We start from the raw sequence: 18,511 nt of genomic DNA, 5'->3' as shown, positions 1-18,511 counted from the left end.
TGTGCAGTTCCTGCACGGACTGGAAAAAGAGTATGAGTAACGGAGGAGAAGAAGGATGCAAAAATGTAAAAAGGGGGGTAGCGCTGCTTCTTGCGGCGTCCATGATGACATTTCTGCTTGCCGGATGCGGATCGAACCAGGTGACGACGGAGAATACAGGCAGCTCGGACTACCGGGTATGTATGATCACCGATGCCGGCGACATCACAGATCAGTCATTCAACCAGACTACTTATGAGGCCAGCAGAGATTACTGCAAGGCACACGACATTGATTTCACCTACAAAAAGCCGGATGGGGATACGGACTACGCGAGAACCGCGATGGTGGATGTTGCGGTAGCGGAAGGTTACAATATTATCGTCATGCCGGGATATGTATTTGCCCAGACAGTTGTTGACACGACATTCAAATACCCGGATATCAAGTTTATCGTTCTGGACATGAGTGCCGGGGACATCGGAGCGGCTGCAGTCGGAAATGCCTATTACGATGATCCGGACGCCTACAATGTTGCGGATTATTACAATACAGGAAACACCTACCTCGCGATCTACCAGGAGGCGATCCCTGGATATCTCGCCGGTTACACGGCGGTGAAGCTTGGCTACCGCCATCTCGGCTTCCTCGGCGGACAGGCAGTGCCGGGAGTTATGAGATATGGTTACTGTTATGTACAGGGGATCGACGCATCAGCGAAAGAGATGGGGATCACGGATGACGTGACGATCGAGTATGCCTACGGCGGACAGTTCTACGGCTCTACGGAGATCACGGCGGCGATGGACACCTGGTATAACAATGGAACCGAGGTCGTTTTCGCCTGCGGCGGCGGTATCTTTACGTCTGCGGCGGAGGCAGCGGTGAAAGTCGGCGGAAAGGTCATCGGCGTGGACCCTGACCAGTCTCCGATCATCGACGCATACGGCACCGGAATGACGGTCACATCCGCGATGAAGAGCCTGACAGCGACGGTCAATTCCACACTGGATTCCATCATCTACGACGGCACATGGGCGGACCATGTCGGCAAAGTGGAGAATCTCGGTCTTGTCTCCAAAGACGACATGTCCCAGAACTATGTCGGACTTCCGGAGGACACCACACAGCTGGTCCTGGCGGTTTCTTCGAAGAAGTCGAGAGCATCGAAGGCGGAAGGAATCCCGTATGATAAGGGACAGAGATAAGATCAGGGAAAAATTTTTGTCTGGGGCAGTCTGGAATGGGAAACTGCCCCAGATGTTGTGAAAGCGTTATGCTAGAGATAAAGGAGAAGAATATATAAGATGGGAATCGTTGTAATCGGAGATGTTTTTATTGATATTAAGGGATATTCCTTATCCCCGTATATCCCGCAGGGAAGAAATGCCGGAACGGTCATTCAGATCCATGGCGGAGTAGCAAGAAATGTGGCGGAGAATATCGCAAACATCGAGTTAAAGCCGACGTTCATCAGCGCTGTGGACAACAACGCGATGGGTGATGATGTGATCGAGAAGCTGAAACGCCATAAAGTTGAGACAAAGTATATGAAAAAGGTCGAAAACGGCATGGGAACATGGCTTGCCGTTTTCGACCATGAAGGAGATGTTGTCGCCTCCATTTCCAAGAGACCGGATCATAAGCCGATCGAGCAGATCCTCGATGAGTATGGGGACGAGATCTTCAAGGACGCGGACAGCATCGCGATCGAGATCGACACGGATAAGGAGATCGTGAAAAAGACATTTGCATATGCGGAAAAGTATGGGAAAGAGGTCTACGCACTCGTGTCCAACATGACGATCGCAGTCGAGAGACGGGACTTCCTGCGCAGAACAGCATGTTTTGTCTGCAACCAGCAGGAAGCCGGGATCCTTTTTTCCGAGGATTATGAACACATGACAGCGGCGGAGCTCGCGAAGGTCCTTCCGGAGCGCGTCCGCTCAGCGCAGATTGCCCGCATGGTTGTGACCATGGGCGGGGACGGCGCTCTCTATGTGGATAAAGACGGAAGTACCGGGATCTATCCGGCAAGAAAAGTGGATGTTGTCGACACGACAGGCGCAGGAGATGCATTCTTCTCAGGTGTCTGCATCGGTCTGACTTACGGAAAGAGCCTGCAGGATTCCTGCAGGATCGGAACTAGACTTGCAGCGACCGTGATCTGTACTTCGGAGAATATCTGCCCGAGATTTATGCCGGAAGAATTTGGTCTTGTGCAGTAGGATAGCAGCGTACCCGGGATGCACCGGGTACATTCGTTTTATGAGGTGATCAGAAATGGAAAGCGTTATTATCGGAATTGCCGGAGGTTCCGGCTCCGGAAAAGCGACATTTACGAACAGGATCAAACAGTATTTCGGGGATGATGTGGCAGTTATTTATCATGATAATTACTACCGCAGACAGGACGGGATTCCGTTTGAAGAGCGTGTGAAGGTCAACTATGACCATCCGGATTCGTTGGAGACGGATCTTCTGGTGGAGCATTTGAAGGAATTGAAGGACGGCAGAGCGATCGAATGTCCGGTCTATGATTACAGCCAGCACAACCGCTCAAACGAGATCATAAAGATCGAGCCGCGGCCGATCATTCTGGTGGAAGGGATCCTGCTCCTTGCGGATGAGCGCATCCGGGATCTTCTGGACATCAAGGTATATGTGGAGGCCGATGCGGATGAACGAATTTTAAGACGGATCGTCCGTGACGTGGAAGAGCGCGGCAGAGACTTGAGAGGCATTATCAGCCAGTACCTGACGACCGTAAAACCGATGCACTACATGTATGTAGAGCCGACGAGAGCTCTCGCGGATATCGTGATCAATAGCGGAAAGAACGATGTGGCGTTCGACCTCTTCGTATCGAAGATCGGACAGCTGTTGGAGAGCACGGGAAAATAAAAATTTCATATGTAGGTATGCGAAAACCGCCTGTTGCCAGTAAAGTTGCTGGCAGCGGGCGGTTTTTTGTAGTGTACTTTCTTGCTAATATTGCGCGGGATATTAGCAAGAAAGTAGCAAGAAAGTAGAGATTATGTGATAACTTATATGTCAGATAACATGGTACCATCTTCCCCTTCATTCGCCTCGTCCATCGTGACGACAGCCTGTGAAACATCATCAGCGTAGTGGAACCTGAGTACAGCCTGGGGCCAGTTTAGCTGGATGTGGGCGGTCTTATTCTGCTCGGTTCCGGCTTTTTCGATGAGTTCGATCAGCTCTTTTAAGACTTCGCGGGTCAGATAGCCGCCTCGCCAGTGGAAGGTGAAGGTCCTGTTTTTCTTCGCAGTCTGCAGGGCACGTTTGTAGACTTCCTCCTGCTTTGTGAAGGAGAGTTTTTTCTCCTTGTAGTAAAAATGATCGCCGTCGGTGCAGGCCGGAGCCGGGGCAATCAGCGGTTCATGGTCACGGAAGATGGCTTTATCATCGAGATTAAAGTAGTCATATCGGATCTCCGCACCGGTCTCGAAGCATTTTCCGAGGCTGTTGTCGAAGGTTGCATCGAGGTGATAATAAGTTTTTCCAATCTTTACGATATTCCAGGTATGGCGGTATTTGATGCCTTTTTTCGGATTATTCCCGCACAGGGCGATCATGCACCAGATTCCCAGAGCATCACAGAGGATCTTGACGGATTTGGCAATTCCCTCACAGACGCCGACGCCGTGTCCGAGGGGACCGATGATCTCGTGGGAGTACGGCTTTTTCAGCTTATCGTAATGAATGTTTTCACAGATGAAATCGTGGATATATTTTTCTTTCTCGATTTCGGAAAGCTTTGCAGCCGGACGGGCAAGTTTTTCTACCCGAGCATTCATCGCTTTCTGATGATCTTTGATCTTGCTCTTTTCGAAGAGATATTCCGGAATAAAGATCAGATTGGGAGAGTCTGCGTAATATTTATATTTGAAGCTTGCGGCCCAGAAGAGTTCCGGGTGGTCCAGGCGGAGTTCAAAGAAGATGTCGCTCAGCGCATGACCGTCGATCTTCGGGACCTGAAATGAGTCAGCGAGACTCAAAAGTCCCTGGTGCATGGCGCGGTAGACGGACTGGCGTTCCCGGTCCATGTGGTTATAGTAGTATGGTTCCATGGTATGTATAGACCTTTCTACGAAAAATGGCTACTTATTCATGTTTTTGGCGGGTCAAGAGTTCGAAAATCCTCTCGCAAGCAAGCTTGCATCAGATTTCCGACCTTTTGACCCTGGTGTCTGATCAATTTAGGATAGCATATTTGACCATGATTTTCCAGTGCTTATACCAGCAATAAAAACATTGACTCTACAACTGTTGTAAGGTTTAAATGAAATTTTTCTCATTTACGTATTTACATCTTTCAAACTTGTGCTTATAATAACGATGCACTACATAAATACTGCTAATAAGACTGCGGAAATGGGAACCCGACCGCAGATCGTGGCAGAAAAAACAAAAAGAATCCGGTCACACTGTCTGGCAGAATGATAACAGAAGAACCGGAACTTTACGTAAAGGAGAAAATGTATGAGTGAAGAAAACACATCCAACCGGGCACCCTATGAATTTTATGGAAAAATGCCGTTGAAGCAGGCGATCCCGTTAGGACTCCAGCACGTCCTTGCGATGTTCGTCGGCAACCTGACACCGCTTCTGATCATCTGCGGTGCGTGTGGGATCAGCGGAAGCGAAGAATTTGCACGTCTGCAGGTCAGCCTTCTGCAGAATGCGATGTTTGTCGCAGGAGTTGTGACTCTGGTACAGCTCTATGCGATCGGACCGATCGGAGGAAAAGTCCCGATCATCATGGGAACAAGCTCCGGATTCATCGGCGTATTTAAGAGTGTCGCAGATACAATGGGCGGCGGAGTTGCAACATACGGCGCGATCATGGGAGCGTCGATCATCGGAGGTCTCTTTGAGGGAGTTCTCGGTGCTTTTATCAAGCCGCTGCGGAAATTTTTTCCATCGGTCGTAACCGGAACCGTTGTTTTATCGATCGGTCTGTCCCTGATTTCTGTCGGAGTGAATTCTTTTGGCGGCGGGAGCAGTGCAAAAGACTTTGGATCGGCGGAAAATCTGCTGCTGGCGCTGTTCGTACTGATCGTAATCCTCATGGTGAAACACTGGACGAAAGGTCTTGCGAGCAACTCTGCAATCCTCATCGGGATCATTGCCGGATATGCGGCAGCGGTTATTATGGGACTGCTCCTTCCGAATTCAGGGATTACCGCGGATGGAGCAGAATATACAAAAGCATGGGTATTAAACTGGAATAAAGTGGCGGAAGCCAGCTGGATCAGTATCCCGGAATTTCTTCCGGTAAAGCCGGTCTTTGATGTCCGTGCGATCGCCCCGATCATCATCATGTTTATCGTGACCGCTGTTGAGACGGTCGGCGATATTTCCGGCGTTATTGAAGGCGGAATGGACCGGGAGGCAACCGACAAAGAACTTTCCGGCGGCGTGATCTGTGACGGAATCGGTTCTTCTTTTGCAGCATTATTTGGAATTCTGCCGAATACTTCCTTCAGCCAGAATGTGGGACTTGTGACGATGACGAAGATCGTAAACCGAACAGCTCTGGCATCCGGAGCAGTTTTCCTGATCCTCTGCGGACTGATCCCGAAACTGGGCGCGATCATCTCCATTATGCCGCAGGCTGTTTTAGGAGGCGCTGCAGTCATGATGTTCTCCTCGATCGTTGTCAGCGGAATCCAGCTGATCACAAAGGAACATATGACTCCGAGAAATCTGACGATCGTGTCAGTCGCACTCGGTGTCGGATATGGAATGGGAGCGAACACGGCAATTCTTGCGCAGACACCGCAGGCTGTCCAGCTGATCTTCGGCGGTTCCGGAATCGTTCCGGCGGCGCTGGTTGCAATCCTGTTAAACCTGCTGCTTCCGAAGGATGATAAGAACCTGTAGAAGTCAGAGATAAAAAGATAATAGAATGATAAAAAGAAACCGGAGGTGATCCAGGATGAATGTATGTCCTGGATGATCTCCGGTTTTATTTACGCGAACAACGAGCCAAAGTCTGCGCTTGCGCGAGACCCTGGCGACTGTCGCGATAACAAGGGGAAACTCGTGAAGCGTGTTTTCACTTGTTGTGGTACATGAAGAAAAAACATTAGAGACTTCTAAAAATTTTTCAGATATTCCAATTCCTCCGGTGTATCGGCATCTGCAAGCTCCAGCGGAGAGGCAGCCGGGAAATAACGGACATGTTGCGGATATTTTTTCAGGAGTACATTTCCTCCGGAGTTGTCCGGAAGTGTAAGAAGTTCATTAAAATACCAGCGATCAAAGAGAACCGGATTTCCGGGAGATTGGATCTCGCCTTGGTCCATCGATGCGAGTCGGAGAATTTCGCCGCACGGATGGGAAGATTGACCGGAAAATGTCAATACCATCGCTTCGATCGTTTCGCGCGAAAGAAGCGGCTGGTCCCCGAGTGCAAATATGCATCCGGCGAGATCTGGATTTTTTCCCAACAGCGCGGAGAGACCGAGCTTTACCGTGTGGTTCCGGTACGGCATCGTGTGGAGCAGGACCGGAATCTCGCGCTCCCGGCAGAGAGACTCGACCTCCGGAGATCTCGTCACGACGATCCGCGCCGCGAAGAGCGGTCCGTCTGTGGCGGACAGGATCCGGGTAATCAGCGGTTTTCCGTTAAAATCAGCCATCAGTTTGTTGGACCCGAATCGTTTTCCAAGCCCCGATGCCATGATCACACAGCCGACGGGGAGAACCGGATGGTCAAGATCATAGACATAGACATCGTCTCTGGCACGCAGGGTGTCGAGGAATGGTGTGGACTGGCTGCGGAGAACAGCGATCACCCGCTTTGTATCGAACAGGTGGAAAATGGCATCACAGAATTCCGGGCAGGAGCTTTCAAGGTAGCCGAGTTCGTCGATGACGGCGAAAGCGGCGGGAGAGTCGATCGCCCGTTTTATGGAAGCAAGACCGCCGCCGAGAAAACCGTTGAGATCCGGAGCCATCTGATTGCCGGAAGAAGCGGATGAAGCCGCCGATTTCCCGGAATCAGAATCTGCCGGAAAGGCATGGAAAGAGAACTTTGGACGGTAAATTCCGATCCGCGAGGTTTCTCCGGTCAGATTGTCAGTCAGCTCAACGCGGTCCTGTTTGAAAGCATGTGTTGTAAAGCCGGGAAACATCTGCAGGCGGGATTCGGCTTGACCAGGCAAAAACGGAATGTCTGAGGTATGTATTTCCAATCCGTGAAACACCGGCAGGCAGGATCCAGGCAGAGAGGAGGTGGCGGAGACCGCATTCCGGAGATTTTCAGATATTTCACTGGAAATCGTATCAGCCGGAAACTCCGGCAATGCCAGAATCTCCCGCAGCAGTGTGCTCTTCCCGCTTCCGCGGCTTCCGGTGATGATCAGATGCCGCTTTTTGACCGGAACCGGATCGCTATCAGTTCCCAGGGAATTCTCTTCCGCCGTCTGCGCCGCTGTTGTTTCGGCTATATTTAGAAAAGATCTGAGTATAGAACTCGCGGCTGCTCTGAATGCAGGCGTTCCGCCAGGTTTCATAATCATGTAAAAACTCCTTTGCTTCCGGTGTCAGGACACTCCCGCCGCCGCCTTTTCCGCCGATCGTTCTGGCGGTCAGTGAAAAACCAAGATTCTTTTCCGCACGCTTCATGAGATGGAGCGCTTTTGTGTATGCCATCCCCATCGAGAGTGCTGCTGCCCGCAGCGAACCGGTCTCCTCGATCAGATGGAGTAGACGGCAGGGACCTTCGCCGAAGAAGCGGAGATTGTCGTTGTCACATAGAAAGACGCGGATGTCAGATTTCATGAAAAGATCACCTTCTTTCGGGTACATCAGTGGTATGGTGCGCAGGGATCATGAGGAAAATCCAGAGGTTTCCTATGAACAGGATCATGAGCCGGTTTTATGGAAAATACAACCAGGATCACGGGGCTATAGCTATAAAACCGGCAGGAGAACGAGTCGATTCCCTGCGCATTTTGATGGATCAGGAAGCGGAACCAGACGCACCTCCCCGTAGATCTCAGAAAAAGCCTGCTCCATGACGGAGACAGGATCCGTCTTCGGATGCAGCGTGTGAATCAGCGTGCCGTCCTTTAGGAGCAGCAGGATATCACAGTATGCGAGTGCGAGTGTCGGATCGTGGAGACAGAGAATTGCAGTTTTTTCTGTGAGAATTTTTCCGGTTGAGTAAGATAGCCCACCTGGTTCATCGGCGCTACATGCCAATGATGTGCATTCACGCAAAGAGTGAGATTGTTGCAAACAATCGGGCCCAATGTGAGAATGTGTCGAGACAGGTTCTTTTTTATAGGGAAAAAAGGCAGGGGAAGCAGATCTACCGCCCTGTGCCGCCTGTACGATATCTGCGATCAGCCCCATCATCCGGTACTTATTCCCAAGGTCCAGCGAACTGTCCGGCTCATCAAAGAGCAGGAGCGAAGTATCTTCAATGAGTGTTCTCGCCAGGATCACGAGCTGCTGTTCCCCACCGCTGAGTGTTAAGTAATCCCGATTCGCAAAATCGTCCATTCCGACGGAAGCGAGCGCCTGGAGGGCTGCCTCCCGCATCTTGGCAGACGGCTGTTCGAAGAGTTTCAACCGGGAGTAAAATCCCATGAGCACGACATCCAGCGCACTCATGGAAATGGAGATCCCGCTCTGCTGTGGAATATAACTTACGAGTCCTGCGAGAGCTTTTGGAGAGAGAGCTGTGAGGTCCTGCCTGTTCAGGAGAACATGGCCACTGTGGGGAAGCTCTCCGCATATGGCCCGCAAAAGGGTAGTCTTTCCGCTCCCGTTCGGTCCGAGAAGCGCGATCATATGCCCGGGATTTTCAACTGAAAGGGAAAGATGATCCAGGATCTGATGACCGCCCAGAGAGACGGAGAGGTCCTGAATGGAAAAATATTCAGACATAATGATCAGCGCCTCCTTTCCGAGAGGATCAGATAGATCAAAAACGGCGCTCCGAGGAGCGAGGTAAAGATACTGACAGGAAGCTCCACTGCGGCGAGTGACTTTGCAAGAATATCCGCGGTCAGGAGCAGGAACCCCCCGATGAGACCGCTGAGAAAGCATGCGGACTTCCGGTTATGACCGGTCAGAAGTCTTGCTGTGTGCGGAGCGAGAAGACCGACGAAGCTGATGAGTCCGGTCACACTGACGGCGGCTGCGACGGTGAGTGTAGCGAGAAAAAGAATGAAAAAACGTGTTTTCCGGACAGATACGCCGAGCATGCGGGCTTCATCCTCACGGACCGAGAGTGCCAGAAGATGGCGGTGGAGCAGGAAGACCAGTGCGGAGGAGCTCAGGATGATCGCGACCGGAAACGGGATCTTCGATGCGGTGACGCCGGAGAGACTTCCCATGATCCAGTATTCGATCGAGGCGAGCTGTTTTTCCGGATCTGCCATGAGCTTTAAGAGCATGAGAACGGTCTGCGCGAGAGCATGGACCGCGATCCCCGCGAGAACGATGGAAGAATGGTCCCGGACCGGGGAGAGAGCGGTGAGCCCGAGGGAAAGGCAGACGGCGAGAAGAGCACCGAAAAATGCGAAGAGCGTTGTGGACGGCGCGGCGGCGGAGACGAACAGGATCGCGAAAGCCGCACCGGCACTGGCTCCGGAGGAGACACCGATGATGTCGGGGGATGCCAGCGGATTCCGGAAGACCGTCTGGTAGACGAATCCTGCGATCCCGAGTCCAAAACCGCCGACGAGTCCCATGACAGCGCGCGGCAGGCGGAGAACCGTGAAGGTACGGAGCGCCATCGGATCCCCGGCGGCCAGGTCAGATAATGTGATCGGATATTTTCCGGTACTCAGGGCAGAAACAAAGGCGATGACCACAAAAGTCATCGCCAGTGTTAAGATTGCCATGGTTCGGGTTGAGTTAGTTTGCACTTTCCGGAGTGAATCCATAGAATGTTTCATAGAAATTCTTCTCTGCTGTCTTGAAATCGTCTTCAGTTACAACGTCCGGGTGAAGAACGGAAGCGACGTAGTAGCTTCCTAAAAAGCTTGCCGGAACCGGAGAATCGAGTGCCTCGATGTCGCTCGGGATCTGGTAAACATGTCCTTCTTTTATGGCTGTGCAGTCAGCAAGAGCGGAATCGTTCAGAACGGAGTCCACATCGTAGTCTGCATCAGCTGCGAGAATGATGTAATCCGGGTTCCAGGAAAGGATCTGCTCGTAGGAAGTATCAGCCCAGTAGGTATCTGTGATCTCAGAAGCTGCATTGACGCCGCCTGCATGCTCGATCAGAGTGGACTGGTACATTTCCGGACCAGCAGTCTGTAACAGAGCGCTGTTTCCTGCAAGATATACGGACGGAGTTTCTTTTCCCTCGAGAGACTGGACAAGCTCTGCGGTGGTATCAGAGATCCAGTATTCGAGTGTCTGTCCTTTTTCTACTACGTTTGCTGCGGTGGAGATCATGTCGATCGTCTCCATCAGCTTTGCGTCACCCTCCGGATTGACAGCGATCACGGTGAGACCGAGCTCTTCCATTGCCGGGATGGAATCCTTTAATTTCACAGGAACAATTACAAGATCCGGCTTTAATGCTGCGCAGCCTTCCAGATCGAACTCTTTTGCGGTTCCGACGGACGGAAGACTTGTGAGCTCCGGAGCGCTGAGTTTATAGATATTTCTTTTGTCCGCTTTTGCCTCGACGCCGACTAACTTGTCGTCAAGACCAAGCGCGATCATCAGGCTTGTGGAGATATAGTAGCCGCTGACAAAGGATTCCGGCTGCTTCTCGATCGTAACCTCACGGCCGAGATGGTCAGTGATGGTAACCGGATAGGTGACTTCCATGTCGGAGGCAGCGGCCTCGGAAGTCTCAGAAGCGGATTCAGAAGCTGCTTCGGTGGATTCTGCGGTCGTCTCAGCGGCAGCAGTTGTTGTTGATGCGGTGTTGCTTCCACATGCAGTTACGCTCACAGATAATGCGAGAGCTAAGAGCAGAGCGGAGAGCTGTTTGAGATTTTTTTTCATAATCTTTTGTCCTCTTTCGATCTTTTTTTGCTGGAATATCGTTGTATTTTTCCAACTATAACGGAATTATAGCAGAAAGTATGTTAAAATAAAAGTAATTTTTGAAGAACGCTTCAGAATACAGGGATCCGGACTTTTTTGAGAGCAGGAAAAGGCGGGAACAACTGCATATTCTGAGGGATCATGAGGAGCAATGGTATGAGAGTCATCAGGGAATATAAAAAAGCGGAAAGCCTGGAAGAGGCGTGGCAGTTAAACCAGAAAAAGAGCAACCGGGTCCTGGGCGGCATGGTCTGGCTGAAGATGGGAAAGATGCAGATCGGTACGGCGATCGACCTGTCCGGACTCGGACTTGACACGATCGAGGAGACGGAGGACGAGTTCCGGATCGGCTGCATGGTCACATTGAGAGATCTGGAACTTGATTCGGGACTTAACGGGTATACGGACGGCGCTGTGCGGGAGTCGGTGCGTCACATCGTCGGCGTCCAGTTCCGGAATCTCGCGACGGTCGGAGGAAGTATTTACGGAAGATACGGATTTTCCGACGTGCTGACGATGTTTCTGGCGATGGACAGCTATGTGGAGCTTTACAAAGGCGGGATCATTCCGTTGAGAGAGTACGCAAAAATGCCGTATGACCGGGACATCCTGGTCCGGCTGATCGTAAAAAAAGAAGCGGCATCGTTTGATTACCAGTCCGTCCGCAACACGCAGACCGATTTTCCGGTCCTCACCTGTGCCGCGGCAAAGACAGAAGCCGGATACCGGTTTGCGATCGGGGCAAGACCGGGAAAAGCGGTTCTCTTTGAGCTGTCCAATGAGGATATGAAGGACAAAAATGTGGAAAACATCGCGGAGTATGCTGCCAAGTGTGTAAAAGAACAGATCGTGACCGGCTCCAACACGAGAGGAAGCGCGGAGTACCGGAACCATCTGGCCGGGGTGCTGGTGAGACGAGCGGTATGTAAGTTGGGGGAATAAGAACAGACGGATGAAGAACGGTTTGAAAGAAGAAAGCTTTGTCTGACTGAAAGAAACTCAGTCCGTTATGGAGCATAAAGAAACTGGAAACAGATAAAAACGAGGAATCATACATGAACATCACGATAACATTAAATGGAAAAAAGATCTCGGAGGAGATCGACGCAGACCTTCTTCTGATCGATTTTGTGCGGAATCACGGCTGTTACAGTGTAAAGCGCGGATGTGAGACGTCGAACTGCGGGCTCTGCACGGTATTTTTAGATGAAAAGCCGGTGCTTTCCTGCTCCGTTCTTGCGGCGCGGGCAGACGGAAGAAGTGTGACGACGCTGGAAGGACTTCAGGACGAAGCGAAGGAATTCGGCGCTTTTATCGCGGATCAGGGCGCCGAGCAGTGCGGATTCTGCAATCCTGGCTTCATTATGAACGCGCTGGCGCTGTTCCGGGAAAACGAATATCCGGATACGGAGGAAATCAAGGAGTATCTGGCGGGCAACTTATGCCGCTGCTCCGGCTACGAGGGACAGCTTCGCGGTATCCAGGCATTTCTCGCATGGAAGAAAGAAAAGAACGGGTGACGGTCCGGTGAGGCGCGCGTGTGACGGTCGGACCGTGACAACACGCAGAACAAATGATGTGAGACTGTTACAAATACAGAAAGAGGACGAAAGTTATGAAATATGTAAATAAACCTGTCCGAAAAAAGGACGCGATGCAGCTTGTGACCGGACAGCCTGTATACATGGACGATATCACTCCGAAGGACTGTCTGATCGTAAAACTCCTGCGCTCCCCGCATGCGAACGCGATCGTGACTTCCTTGAATAAGACGGCTGCGATGAAAGTGGACGGGATTGAGGCGATCTATACCTGGGAAGATATCCCGCAGGACGCGAAGCGGTACACGCAGGCAGGACAGACATATCCGGAGATGAGTCCGTATGACAGACTCTTGCTTGACCGGCATGTCCGCTACGTCGGGGATGTGGTCGCGATCGTTGCCGGTCGCGATGAAAAATGCGTGGACCGGGCATTAAAGCTCATCAAAGTCCAGTACGAGGTCCTGGAACCGCTCCTTGATTTCAGGAAGGCGAAGGACAACAGGATCCTGGTGCATCCGGAGGACAACTGGGAGAGTCTTGTTCCGGTCGGGGCGGACAATAAGAGAAATCTGTGCGCCCATGACGAATCGGGAGAGGGAGATATCGAGAAAGTATTGAGGGAGAGCGATGTTGTGATCGACCATGTCTATCACACGAAGGCATGTCAGCAGACGATGATGGAGACATTCCGGACGTTCTGTACGATCGACGCTTACGGACGCCTCAACGTGGTCAGCTCCACCCAGATCGTATTCCACTGCCGCCGGATCATCGCCAATGCGCTCCATATCCCGAAGTCCATGATCCGCGTCAGCAAGCCGAGGATCGGAGGCGGATTCGGTGCGAAGCAGACATCGATCAGCGAGGTTTATCCGGCTTATGTGACCTGGATGACAAAGAAACCGTCAAAGATCATCTTTACCCGCGAGGAGAGCATGACCGCCTCTACACCGCGCCATGAGATGGAAGTCCATGTGCGTCTCGGTGCAAGTAAGGACGGGATCGTCAACGGCATCGACATGTACACGCTGTCCAACACGGGCGCTTACGGGGAACATGGTCCCACAACGGTCGGACTTTCCGGGCATAAATCCATCCCGCTCTACGGGAAGGCGAAGGCATTCCGGTTTGTGAGTGATGTTGTATACACGAACGTGATGTCTGCCGGGGCGTACCGTGGATACGGGGCGACACAGGGACTGTTCGCGGTGGAGTCCGCGGTGAACGAACTTGCCGCGAAGCTTCACATGGATCCGTTTGAGATCCGCGAGAAGAACATCATCAAAGAGGGCGACGTGATGCCGGCCTATTACGGTCAGGTCAATACGAGCTGTGCGCTTGATCGCTGTCTTGCGCGTGTGAAAGAGATGATCCACTGGGACGAAAAATATCCGGTCCGCGATATGGGCAACGGAAAGGTCCGCGCGGTCGGCATGGGAATGGCGATGCAGGGATCCGGTATTTCGTCCGTCGATGTGGGAAGTGCCACGATCAAGGTGAACGACGACGGATTCTACACGCTGTCGATCGGTGCAGCCGATATGGGAACCGGCTGTGATACGATCCTGGCGCAGATCGCGGCGGAGGTTCTCGAGTGCTCTGTCGATGAGATCACGGTGTTCGGCGCGGACACGGATACTTCGCCGTATGATTCCGGTTCCTACGCGTCCAGTACGACGTATGTCACGGGAAAAGCGGTCGAAAAGTGTGCACTGCAGGTTCGGGAACAGATCTGCAAACTCGGTGCACAGATGATGAACTGCCCGGAGAATGAGGTCGTGTTTGACGGGAAGGTTGTACGGAGAGAGAAAAAAAGTGCGGTCGATCCGGAAAAAGCGGCAGGAATCCATGTCGTGGACGAACGAGAGAATTCAAATCCGCAGCCGGAAAATGTTGAGAATTTAGGCTCAGCAGAAAAACAGCAGGTTTCCCTTGCAGATATCGCCACCGCCTCCATGTGCGGAAATGGGATCGCTCTCGAGGCGACCGTGACGAACAGCTCCCCGATCTCTCCGCCGCCGTTTATGGTCGGAGCCGCGGAGGTCGAGGTGGATCTTGAGACAGGTGAGGCGAAGATCATCGATTATGCCGCCGCCGTCGACTGCGGAACGCCGGTGAACCCGAACCTTGCGAGAGTCCAGGCGGAAGGCGGGATCCTGCAGGGGATCGGAATGGCGCTCACGGAAAATATTACCTACAATAAACTTGGAAAGCTCGCGGAAAATTCCCTGATGCAGTATAAGATCCCGACCCGCGTGGATATCGGAAAGATCCGGGTCGATTTTGAGTCGAGCTATGAGAATGAGGGACCGTTCGGCGCGAAATCGATCGGTGAAGTCGTGATCAACACCCCGCTCCCGGCAGTTGCGGACGCGATCTACAATGCAACAGGGACAAGATTTTATGAGTTGCCGATCACACCGGAAAAGATCGCGATGGCAGTGCTGGAATCGAAATGATTGACGGAATTCGGACAATAGAATGCGATATGACCATATGTTATAAACAAACTGTAACGATGAAGATCAACCGGGGCGAGAACATGAAAAAGCAGGTTTCGTGACAACAGAATAGGCGCGTCATCGGATTGCTCCGGGCAGAGAGAAAGCAGGGGCAGAGTATGACGAAGAAAATATGGGATTTCAGAAACTTCAGAGAACGAAAGAAAAAAGATCAGGGCGGATATTCCCTGGTGGAACTGATGGTAGTCATCGTCATCATGGTGATCCTTGCATCTGTGAGCATCGGAGTCTACAATGGATATGTGGAGCGCGCGAAGAACGCGGTAGCTTATGAAAAGGGACACCGGATCGCGGAGGCACTGAAGATCTGCGAGGCGGAGTACGGTCTTTCCGGAACAATCAGCCTGGATCGCCTGTCAGCGATTTCGGGAGATCTGATGAAGAAACCGAATGATCCGGACAGTCTCCTCTACGAATATGTGGGAGAGGACACGGATGACTGTACGGATTTTACGGTTTCCTTAAAGAAGATCGACACTGCATCGGTGGAGATCCAGGGATTCACTTACACAGCGGACACCTACGAGATCACATGGACGGAGGACGACGGTGTGGAAGTGACGATGAAATAACAGGGCTGATCATCCCGCATGTTTCCAGAAAATGGAACATCAGGCTGACGGCCAGGAGATCAGCACATCCGCCGGGACTTAAGTGCATGGCGATGTACTGTTCGTCCAGTGAAGACAATATTTCTTTGAATGAATCATTCGTGACAGCAGAGAGCAGGTGTTTTGCCTGCTCTTTGCTTTTTTTTGCGAGCTCCGGACCGCCGCGGTGCACCATGTTGGTGTCATCGGCCTCCGAGATCAGGGTGAGGAGTGCCATGGCGGCCGCATCGTTTAAGGAAAAACCGGCGGCAAGCCATTTTTTGAGTGCCGGAAGTCCGATCCGGACAGCGGAAGGAAAACCAGCAGCAGCCTCTCCTCTGGCTCCCTGGATTCCGTAGGCGGAGAAGATTCGCTCGCCGTTCGACAAGGCGGATGGTTCAGCTTGTGGGGGATGATTTTTGGTGTCCATCGGCATAGAACCCCGGCTATCCTGCGAGTTCACATCAATGGAAGAAGCGTGGGACGACTTGTTCTGATGATTGAAAAGTTTTGCCAGATCACCGAGTGAACAGCTTCCAAGCTTCCTGCATTCGCTGAGAACTTCCCCGGCCGGAAGCGGCAGACTCTTTCCTGCATGGACTTTTCCCAGCGCCCCGCAGAGGATCGCAGAGGCGAAGACAAGACCTTTGTGGGTGTTGATCCCGTGCGTGGCGGAGAGCATGGCGGTCTCCGCGCGCTGCCCGGCATAGCGGAGCCGCTCAAAGATCTGTTCGTCCGCCTCGTCTGCATGGTCCCACCCGAGACAGAAAAATTCCCGGAACCATGGGATCAGGGAAGCGCTGCTGTCCAGAAATGTAAAAAAGTCCATATCCGAATGCGAACCGGAGTTGTTCCGGTCCACAAGTCCCGGTTTCGGGGTTGTGGATACTTCGTAGAGCAGTCCGCGGACCGCTGCGGAGGCGGCAAGATCTGCCGAGCGGTCCCTGAAATGATCGTTAAAGAGTTTTGCCGTCTGCCACTGGATGAGTTCCATGGAATGGCGTTTTTGGGCCAGGCAGGTATTCGCATCCCCGCCGCACACCAGACAGGTGCGGGGAAGGAGATGAAGATCCTGCCGCTTTACGGAAACTCCGTCCAGTCCGCACACATCGAGATTGAAGAGACGGCCGAGCGGATGACTCTCCTCGATGGAGACGAGAAACTGTTTGACCGGGATTTCCGGGGAATCCAGGAGAAAAAAGGCGTGATCGCCGGTTGGCTCTTCACAGATCTTTGTATTTTTTATGGAGAAGCGGCCGAGTTTTTCCTGCAATTCCCGGAGTTCCTCGCGAAACGCGGCACGGGAGAAAGGAAACACTTTCACCGCTCCGGCAATATTTAAGGAAAATTCCACAAGGCAGGAGCCGTCTCCTGCGGAGAGCAGCTCCCACTTTTTCAGTATACGCCGGTCTCTTGCGGCGCGGAGTTCTTCGGAAGTCACCGGAGTGCCGGTGATCACGTCGGTCAGGTTCATGGATACCTCCCATGTTGTAAAAGAAGTAACTGTTCAGTAGGTCTGAAGGCAAAAATCCCGTCTGCGCAGCCGATTTGAAACGGATTCCTGCCTTAGTGTGTACTTTCAGCAGAAAACTTTTCTTTCAGATACTTCGCAGTACATTCCGGCACCAGGGAAAGTACTTCATCCGTTACGCCATGCTCGGCGAGGAGCTTGCGGACGCGGGAAGCGCTGATAACTTCCGGTTTTCCGTCCGGGCCTTCGGTGGTGATCCGGTCGATCTTTATGAAGGAGATCCCATAGCGGGGCAGGATCCGGATCATGGCTTCGTTATAATTTCTCGTCACCGGATCGAACGGTTCTTCCCCTGCAAAGCGCTTTTTAATATGAAGAAGCGGTGCGATCCGGGAGGCGAACAGGGTGATATCGAGCTCACTCTGGATCTTTGCGGCGTCTTCGCCTTCCTTTAAGAAATAGGTCGGGAAGGTCGCATTGGAGATCATATATGGGCCGGACGGATGAACGATGACGTTCGCAAGGTGGTCGGTTCCTTCGCGGACAAGGCGCAGGCGGTCCGCAAACGGGAACTGGGAGCGGTTTTCCTCGACCACAAAGATGTGGAGCAGGTCGCAGGCTCTGGCCGCGTAGGTGATCAGTGCAAGATGGCCTTTTGTGAACGGATTGCAGTTCATGACGATGCAGCCGATGTTGTCGGAATCTTCGGTCCCGGCAAGAAACTTTTTATAGAAATTGTCGAGTCCATTTTTCTTGTTTTCCAGCATCAGAACGGACTCTGTCTCCGCTAACGGATAGAATCCGCAGGAGGTAAAGAGTACCTTATTTTTCGGCCGGGTGATGACAAAAAGATCGTAATGACCGGCGGCAAAGCGGTTTTCCACAAGGCGGGAGACGAGACTTCCGAGCGCATTCTGCCCGCGCAGACTTTCATCGACCGCAAAACATTTCAAAAGATTCCCGGCACAGCATCCGCAGCCGGTCAGATTCTCATCGGCATCGAACACGCCGAATGCCGCCTCGATATCATCTTCATAATTTAAATGATGCTTTGCGAGAAAATCGGTCAGCATCTGTTTATCGTGAGCGAATCCAAGGGATAATTCATGAATACTTAAATCTGTCATAACGAAAACACCTCCAAAAATATTCAAGCCAAGCGCATGTTGCCATAACAGTTCTGCGGAGGTTGCTCAGGAAAGGTCCGCAGAAGGAAAGTGCTGTGGTAGCGGAAAGATGATCTTTCCGTGTACCTATAGTATAGTGGAAATGGGACAGGTTTTCCAGAGAAAAGGAGAGAAATTTGCCTGTAGCAATAAAATGTGGTACGATAATGAAAAATCAAACGAACGA

16 protein-coding genes are annotated in these 18,511 nt (G+C 52.0%); 8 read left to right on the top strand and 8 right to left on the bottom strand.

The window, feature by feature from the left end; all coding sequences use genetic code 11:
• Positions 1-32 precede the first annotated feature (32 nt).
• From FN001_RS11200 to udk, 3 genes are all read left to right on the top strand, one after another.
• Entirely contained in the window at positions 33-1,187 is a 1,155-nt protein-coding gene (locus FN001_RS11200) for a BMP family ABC transporter substrate-binding protein (protein WP_142411877.1), read from the top strand.
• A gap of 99 nt (positions 1,188-1,286) precedes the next feature.
• Complete coding sequence (locus FN001_RS11195; protein WP_118297490.1) at positions 1,287-2,207, top strand: carbohydrate kinase family protein; 921 nt, start codon at positions 1,287-1,289, stop codon at positions 2,205-2,207.
• 55 nt (positions 2,208-2,262) lie between these two features.
• Positions 2,263-2,883 carry a uridine kinase gene (udk, locus tag FN001_RS11190; RefSeq protein WP_142411876.1) on the top strand — a complete coding sequence of 207 codons (621 nt, stop codon included), beginning with the start codon at positions 2,263-2,265 and terminating at the stop codon, positions 2,881-2,883.
• A 143-nt stretch (positions 2,884-3,026) separates the two neighbouring features.
• On the opposite strand, the gene FN001_RS11185 is transcribed toward udk, so the two are convergent.
• Positions 3,027-4,073 (bottom strand): transglutaminase domain-containing protein, encoded by a 1,047-nt coding sequence (locus FN001_RS11185; RefSeq protein ID WP_142411875.1) that lies wholly within the window; start codon positions 4,071-4,073, stop codon positions 3,027-3,029.
• A gap of 412 nt (positions 4,074-4,485) precedes the next feature.
• Between FN001_RS11185 and FN001_RS11180 the strand changes: the two genes are divergently transcribed.
• A complete protein-coding gene (locus tag FN001_RS11180) occupies positions 4,486-5,889 on the top strand; it encodes a uracil-xanthine permease family protein (RefSeq protein WP_142411874.1) in 1,404 nt (467 codons plus the stop codon).
• 215 nt (positions 5,890-6,104) lie between these two features.
• Here FN001_RS11180 and FN001_RS11175 read toward each other — a convergent pair whose 3' ends face one another.
• The 5 genes from FN001_RS11175 to FN001_RS11155 form a co-directional block, all read right to left on the bottom strand.
• Complete coding sequence (locus FN001_RS11175) at positions 6,105-7,526, bottom strand: NTP transferase domain-containing protein (RefSeq protein ID WP_243122009.1); 1,422 nt, start codon at positions 7,524-7,526, stop codon at positions 6,105-6,107.
• On the bottom strand, positions 7,408-7,794 hold the full coding sequence (locus FN001_RS18480) for a winged helix-turn-helix domain-containing protein (RefSeq protein ID WP_142411872.1): 387 nt from the start codon (positions 7,792-7,794) through the stop codon (positions 7,408-7,410). The genes FN001_RS11175 and FN001_RS18480 overlap by 119 nt, the downstream gene beginning before the upstream one ends.
• A 132-nt stretch (positions 7,795-7,926) precedes the next feature.
• The gene (locus FN001_RS11165) at positions 7,927-8,907 is read right to left on the bottom strand and encodes an ABC transporter ATP-binding protein (protein WP_142411871.1); all 981 of its coding nucleotides are present in this window, start codon (positions 8,905-8,907) and stop codon (positions 7,927-7,929) included.
• A gap of 5 nt (positions 8,908-8,912) precedes the next feature.
• Positions 8,913-9,869, bottom strand: coding sequence for a FecCD family ABC transporter permease (locus FN001_RS11160; protein WP_243121997.1), 957 nt, complete (start codon positions 9,867-9,869; stop codon positions 8,913-8,915).
• A 13-nt stretch (positions 9,870-9,882) separates the two neighbouring features.
• Entirely contained in the window at positions 9,883-10,989 is a 1,107-nt protein-coding gene (locus FN001_RS11155; RefSeq protein WP_142411869.1) for an ABC transporter substrate-binding protein, read from the bottom strand.
• 198 nt (positions 10,990-11,187) lie between these two features.
• On the opposite strand from FN001_RS11155, the gene FN001_RS11150 reads away from it, so the two are divergent.
• The 4 genes from FN001_RS11150 to FN001_RS11135 all read left to right on the top strand — a co-directional run bounded on the left by FN001_RS11150 (position 11,188) and on the right by FN001_RS11135 (position 15,669).
• Positions 11,188-11,973, top strand: a complete 786-nt coding sequence (locus tag FN001_RS11150) for an FAD binding domain-containing protein (protein WP_142411868.1) — start codon at positions 11,188-11,190, stop codon at positions 11,971-11,973.
• Between the two features lie 113 nt (positions 11,974-12,086).
• Positions 12,087-12,551: a (2Fe-2S)-binding protein gene (locus FN001_RS11145; protein ID WP_118297480.1), complete on the top strand. Its 465-nt coding sequence runs from the start codon at positions 12,087-12,089 to the stop codon at positions 12,549-12,551.
• A 95-nt stretch (positions 12,552-12,646) separates the two neighbouring features.
• Positions 12,647-15,034, top strand: coding sequence for a xanthine dehydrogenase family protein molybdopterin-binding subunit (locus tag FN001_RS11140; RefSeq protein WP_142411867.1), 2,388 nt, complete (start codon positions 12,647-12,649; stop codon positions 15,032-15,034).
• A 161-nt stretch (positions 15,035-15,195) separates the two neighbouring features.
• A complete protein-coding gene (locus FN001_RS11135) occupies positions 15,196-15,669 on the top strand; it encodes a type IV pilin protein (protein ID WP_118530084.1) in 474 nt (157 codons plus the stop codon).
• Here the strand turns inward: FN001_RS11135 and citX are convergent.
• Both citX and citC read right to left on the bottom strand, forming a co-directional pair.
• Positions 15,626-17,161: a citrate lyase holo-[acyl-carrier protein] synthase gene (gene citX, locus FN001_RS11130; RefSeq protein ID WP_142411866.1), complete on the bottom strand. Its 1,536-nt coding sequence runs from the start codon at positions 17,159-17,161 to the stop codon at positions 15,626-15,628. The two genes, FN001_RS11135 and citX, sit on opposite strands and share 44 nt — an antisense overlap.
• 92 nt (positions 17,162-17,253) lie before the next feature.
• Complete coding sequence (citC, locus tag FN001_RS11125) at positions 17,254-18,285, bottom strand: [citrate (pro-3S)-lyase] ligase (protein WP_118530080.1); 1,032 nt, start codon at positions 18,283-18,285, stop codon at positions 17,254-17,256.
• Positions 18,286-18,511: the final 226 nt, after the last annotated feature.

This window comes from Clostridium sp. Marseille-P7770 (genome assembly GCF_902143525.1).
Taxonomy (GTDB): Bacteria; Bacillota; Clostridia; order Lachnospirales; family Lachnospiraceae; genus Pilosibacter.
This window is presented reverse-complemented; position numbering and strand designations above follow the sequence as displayed.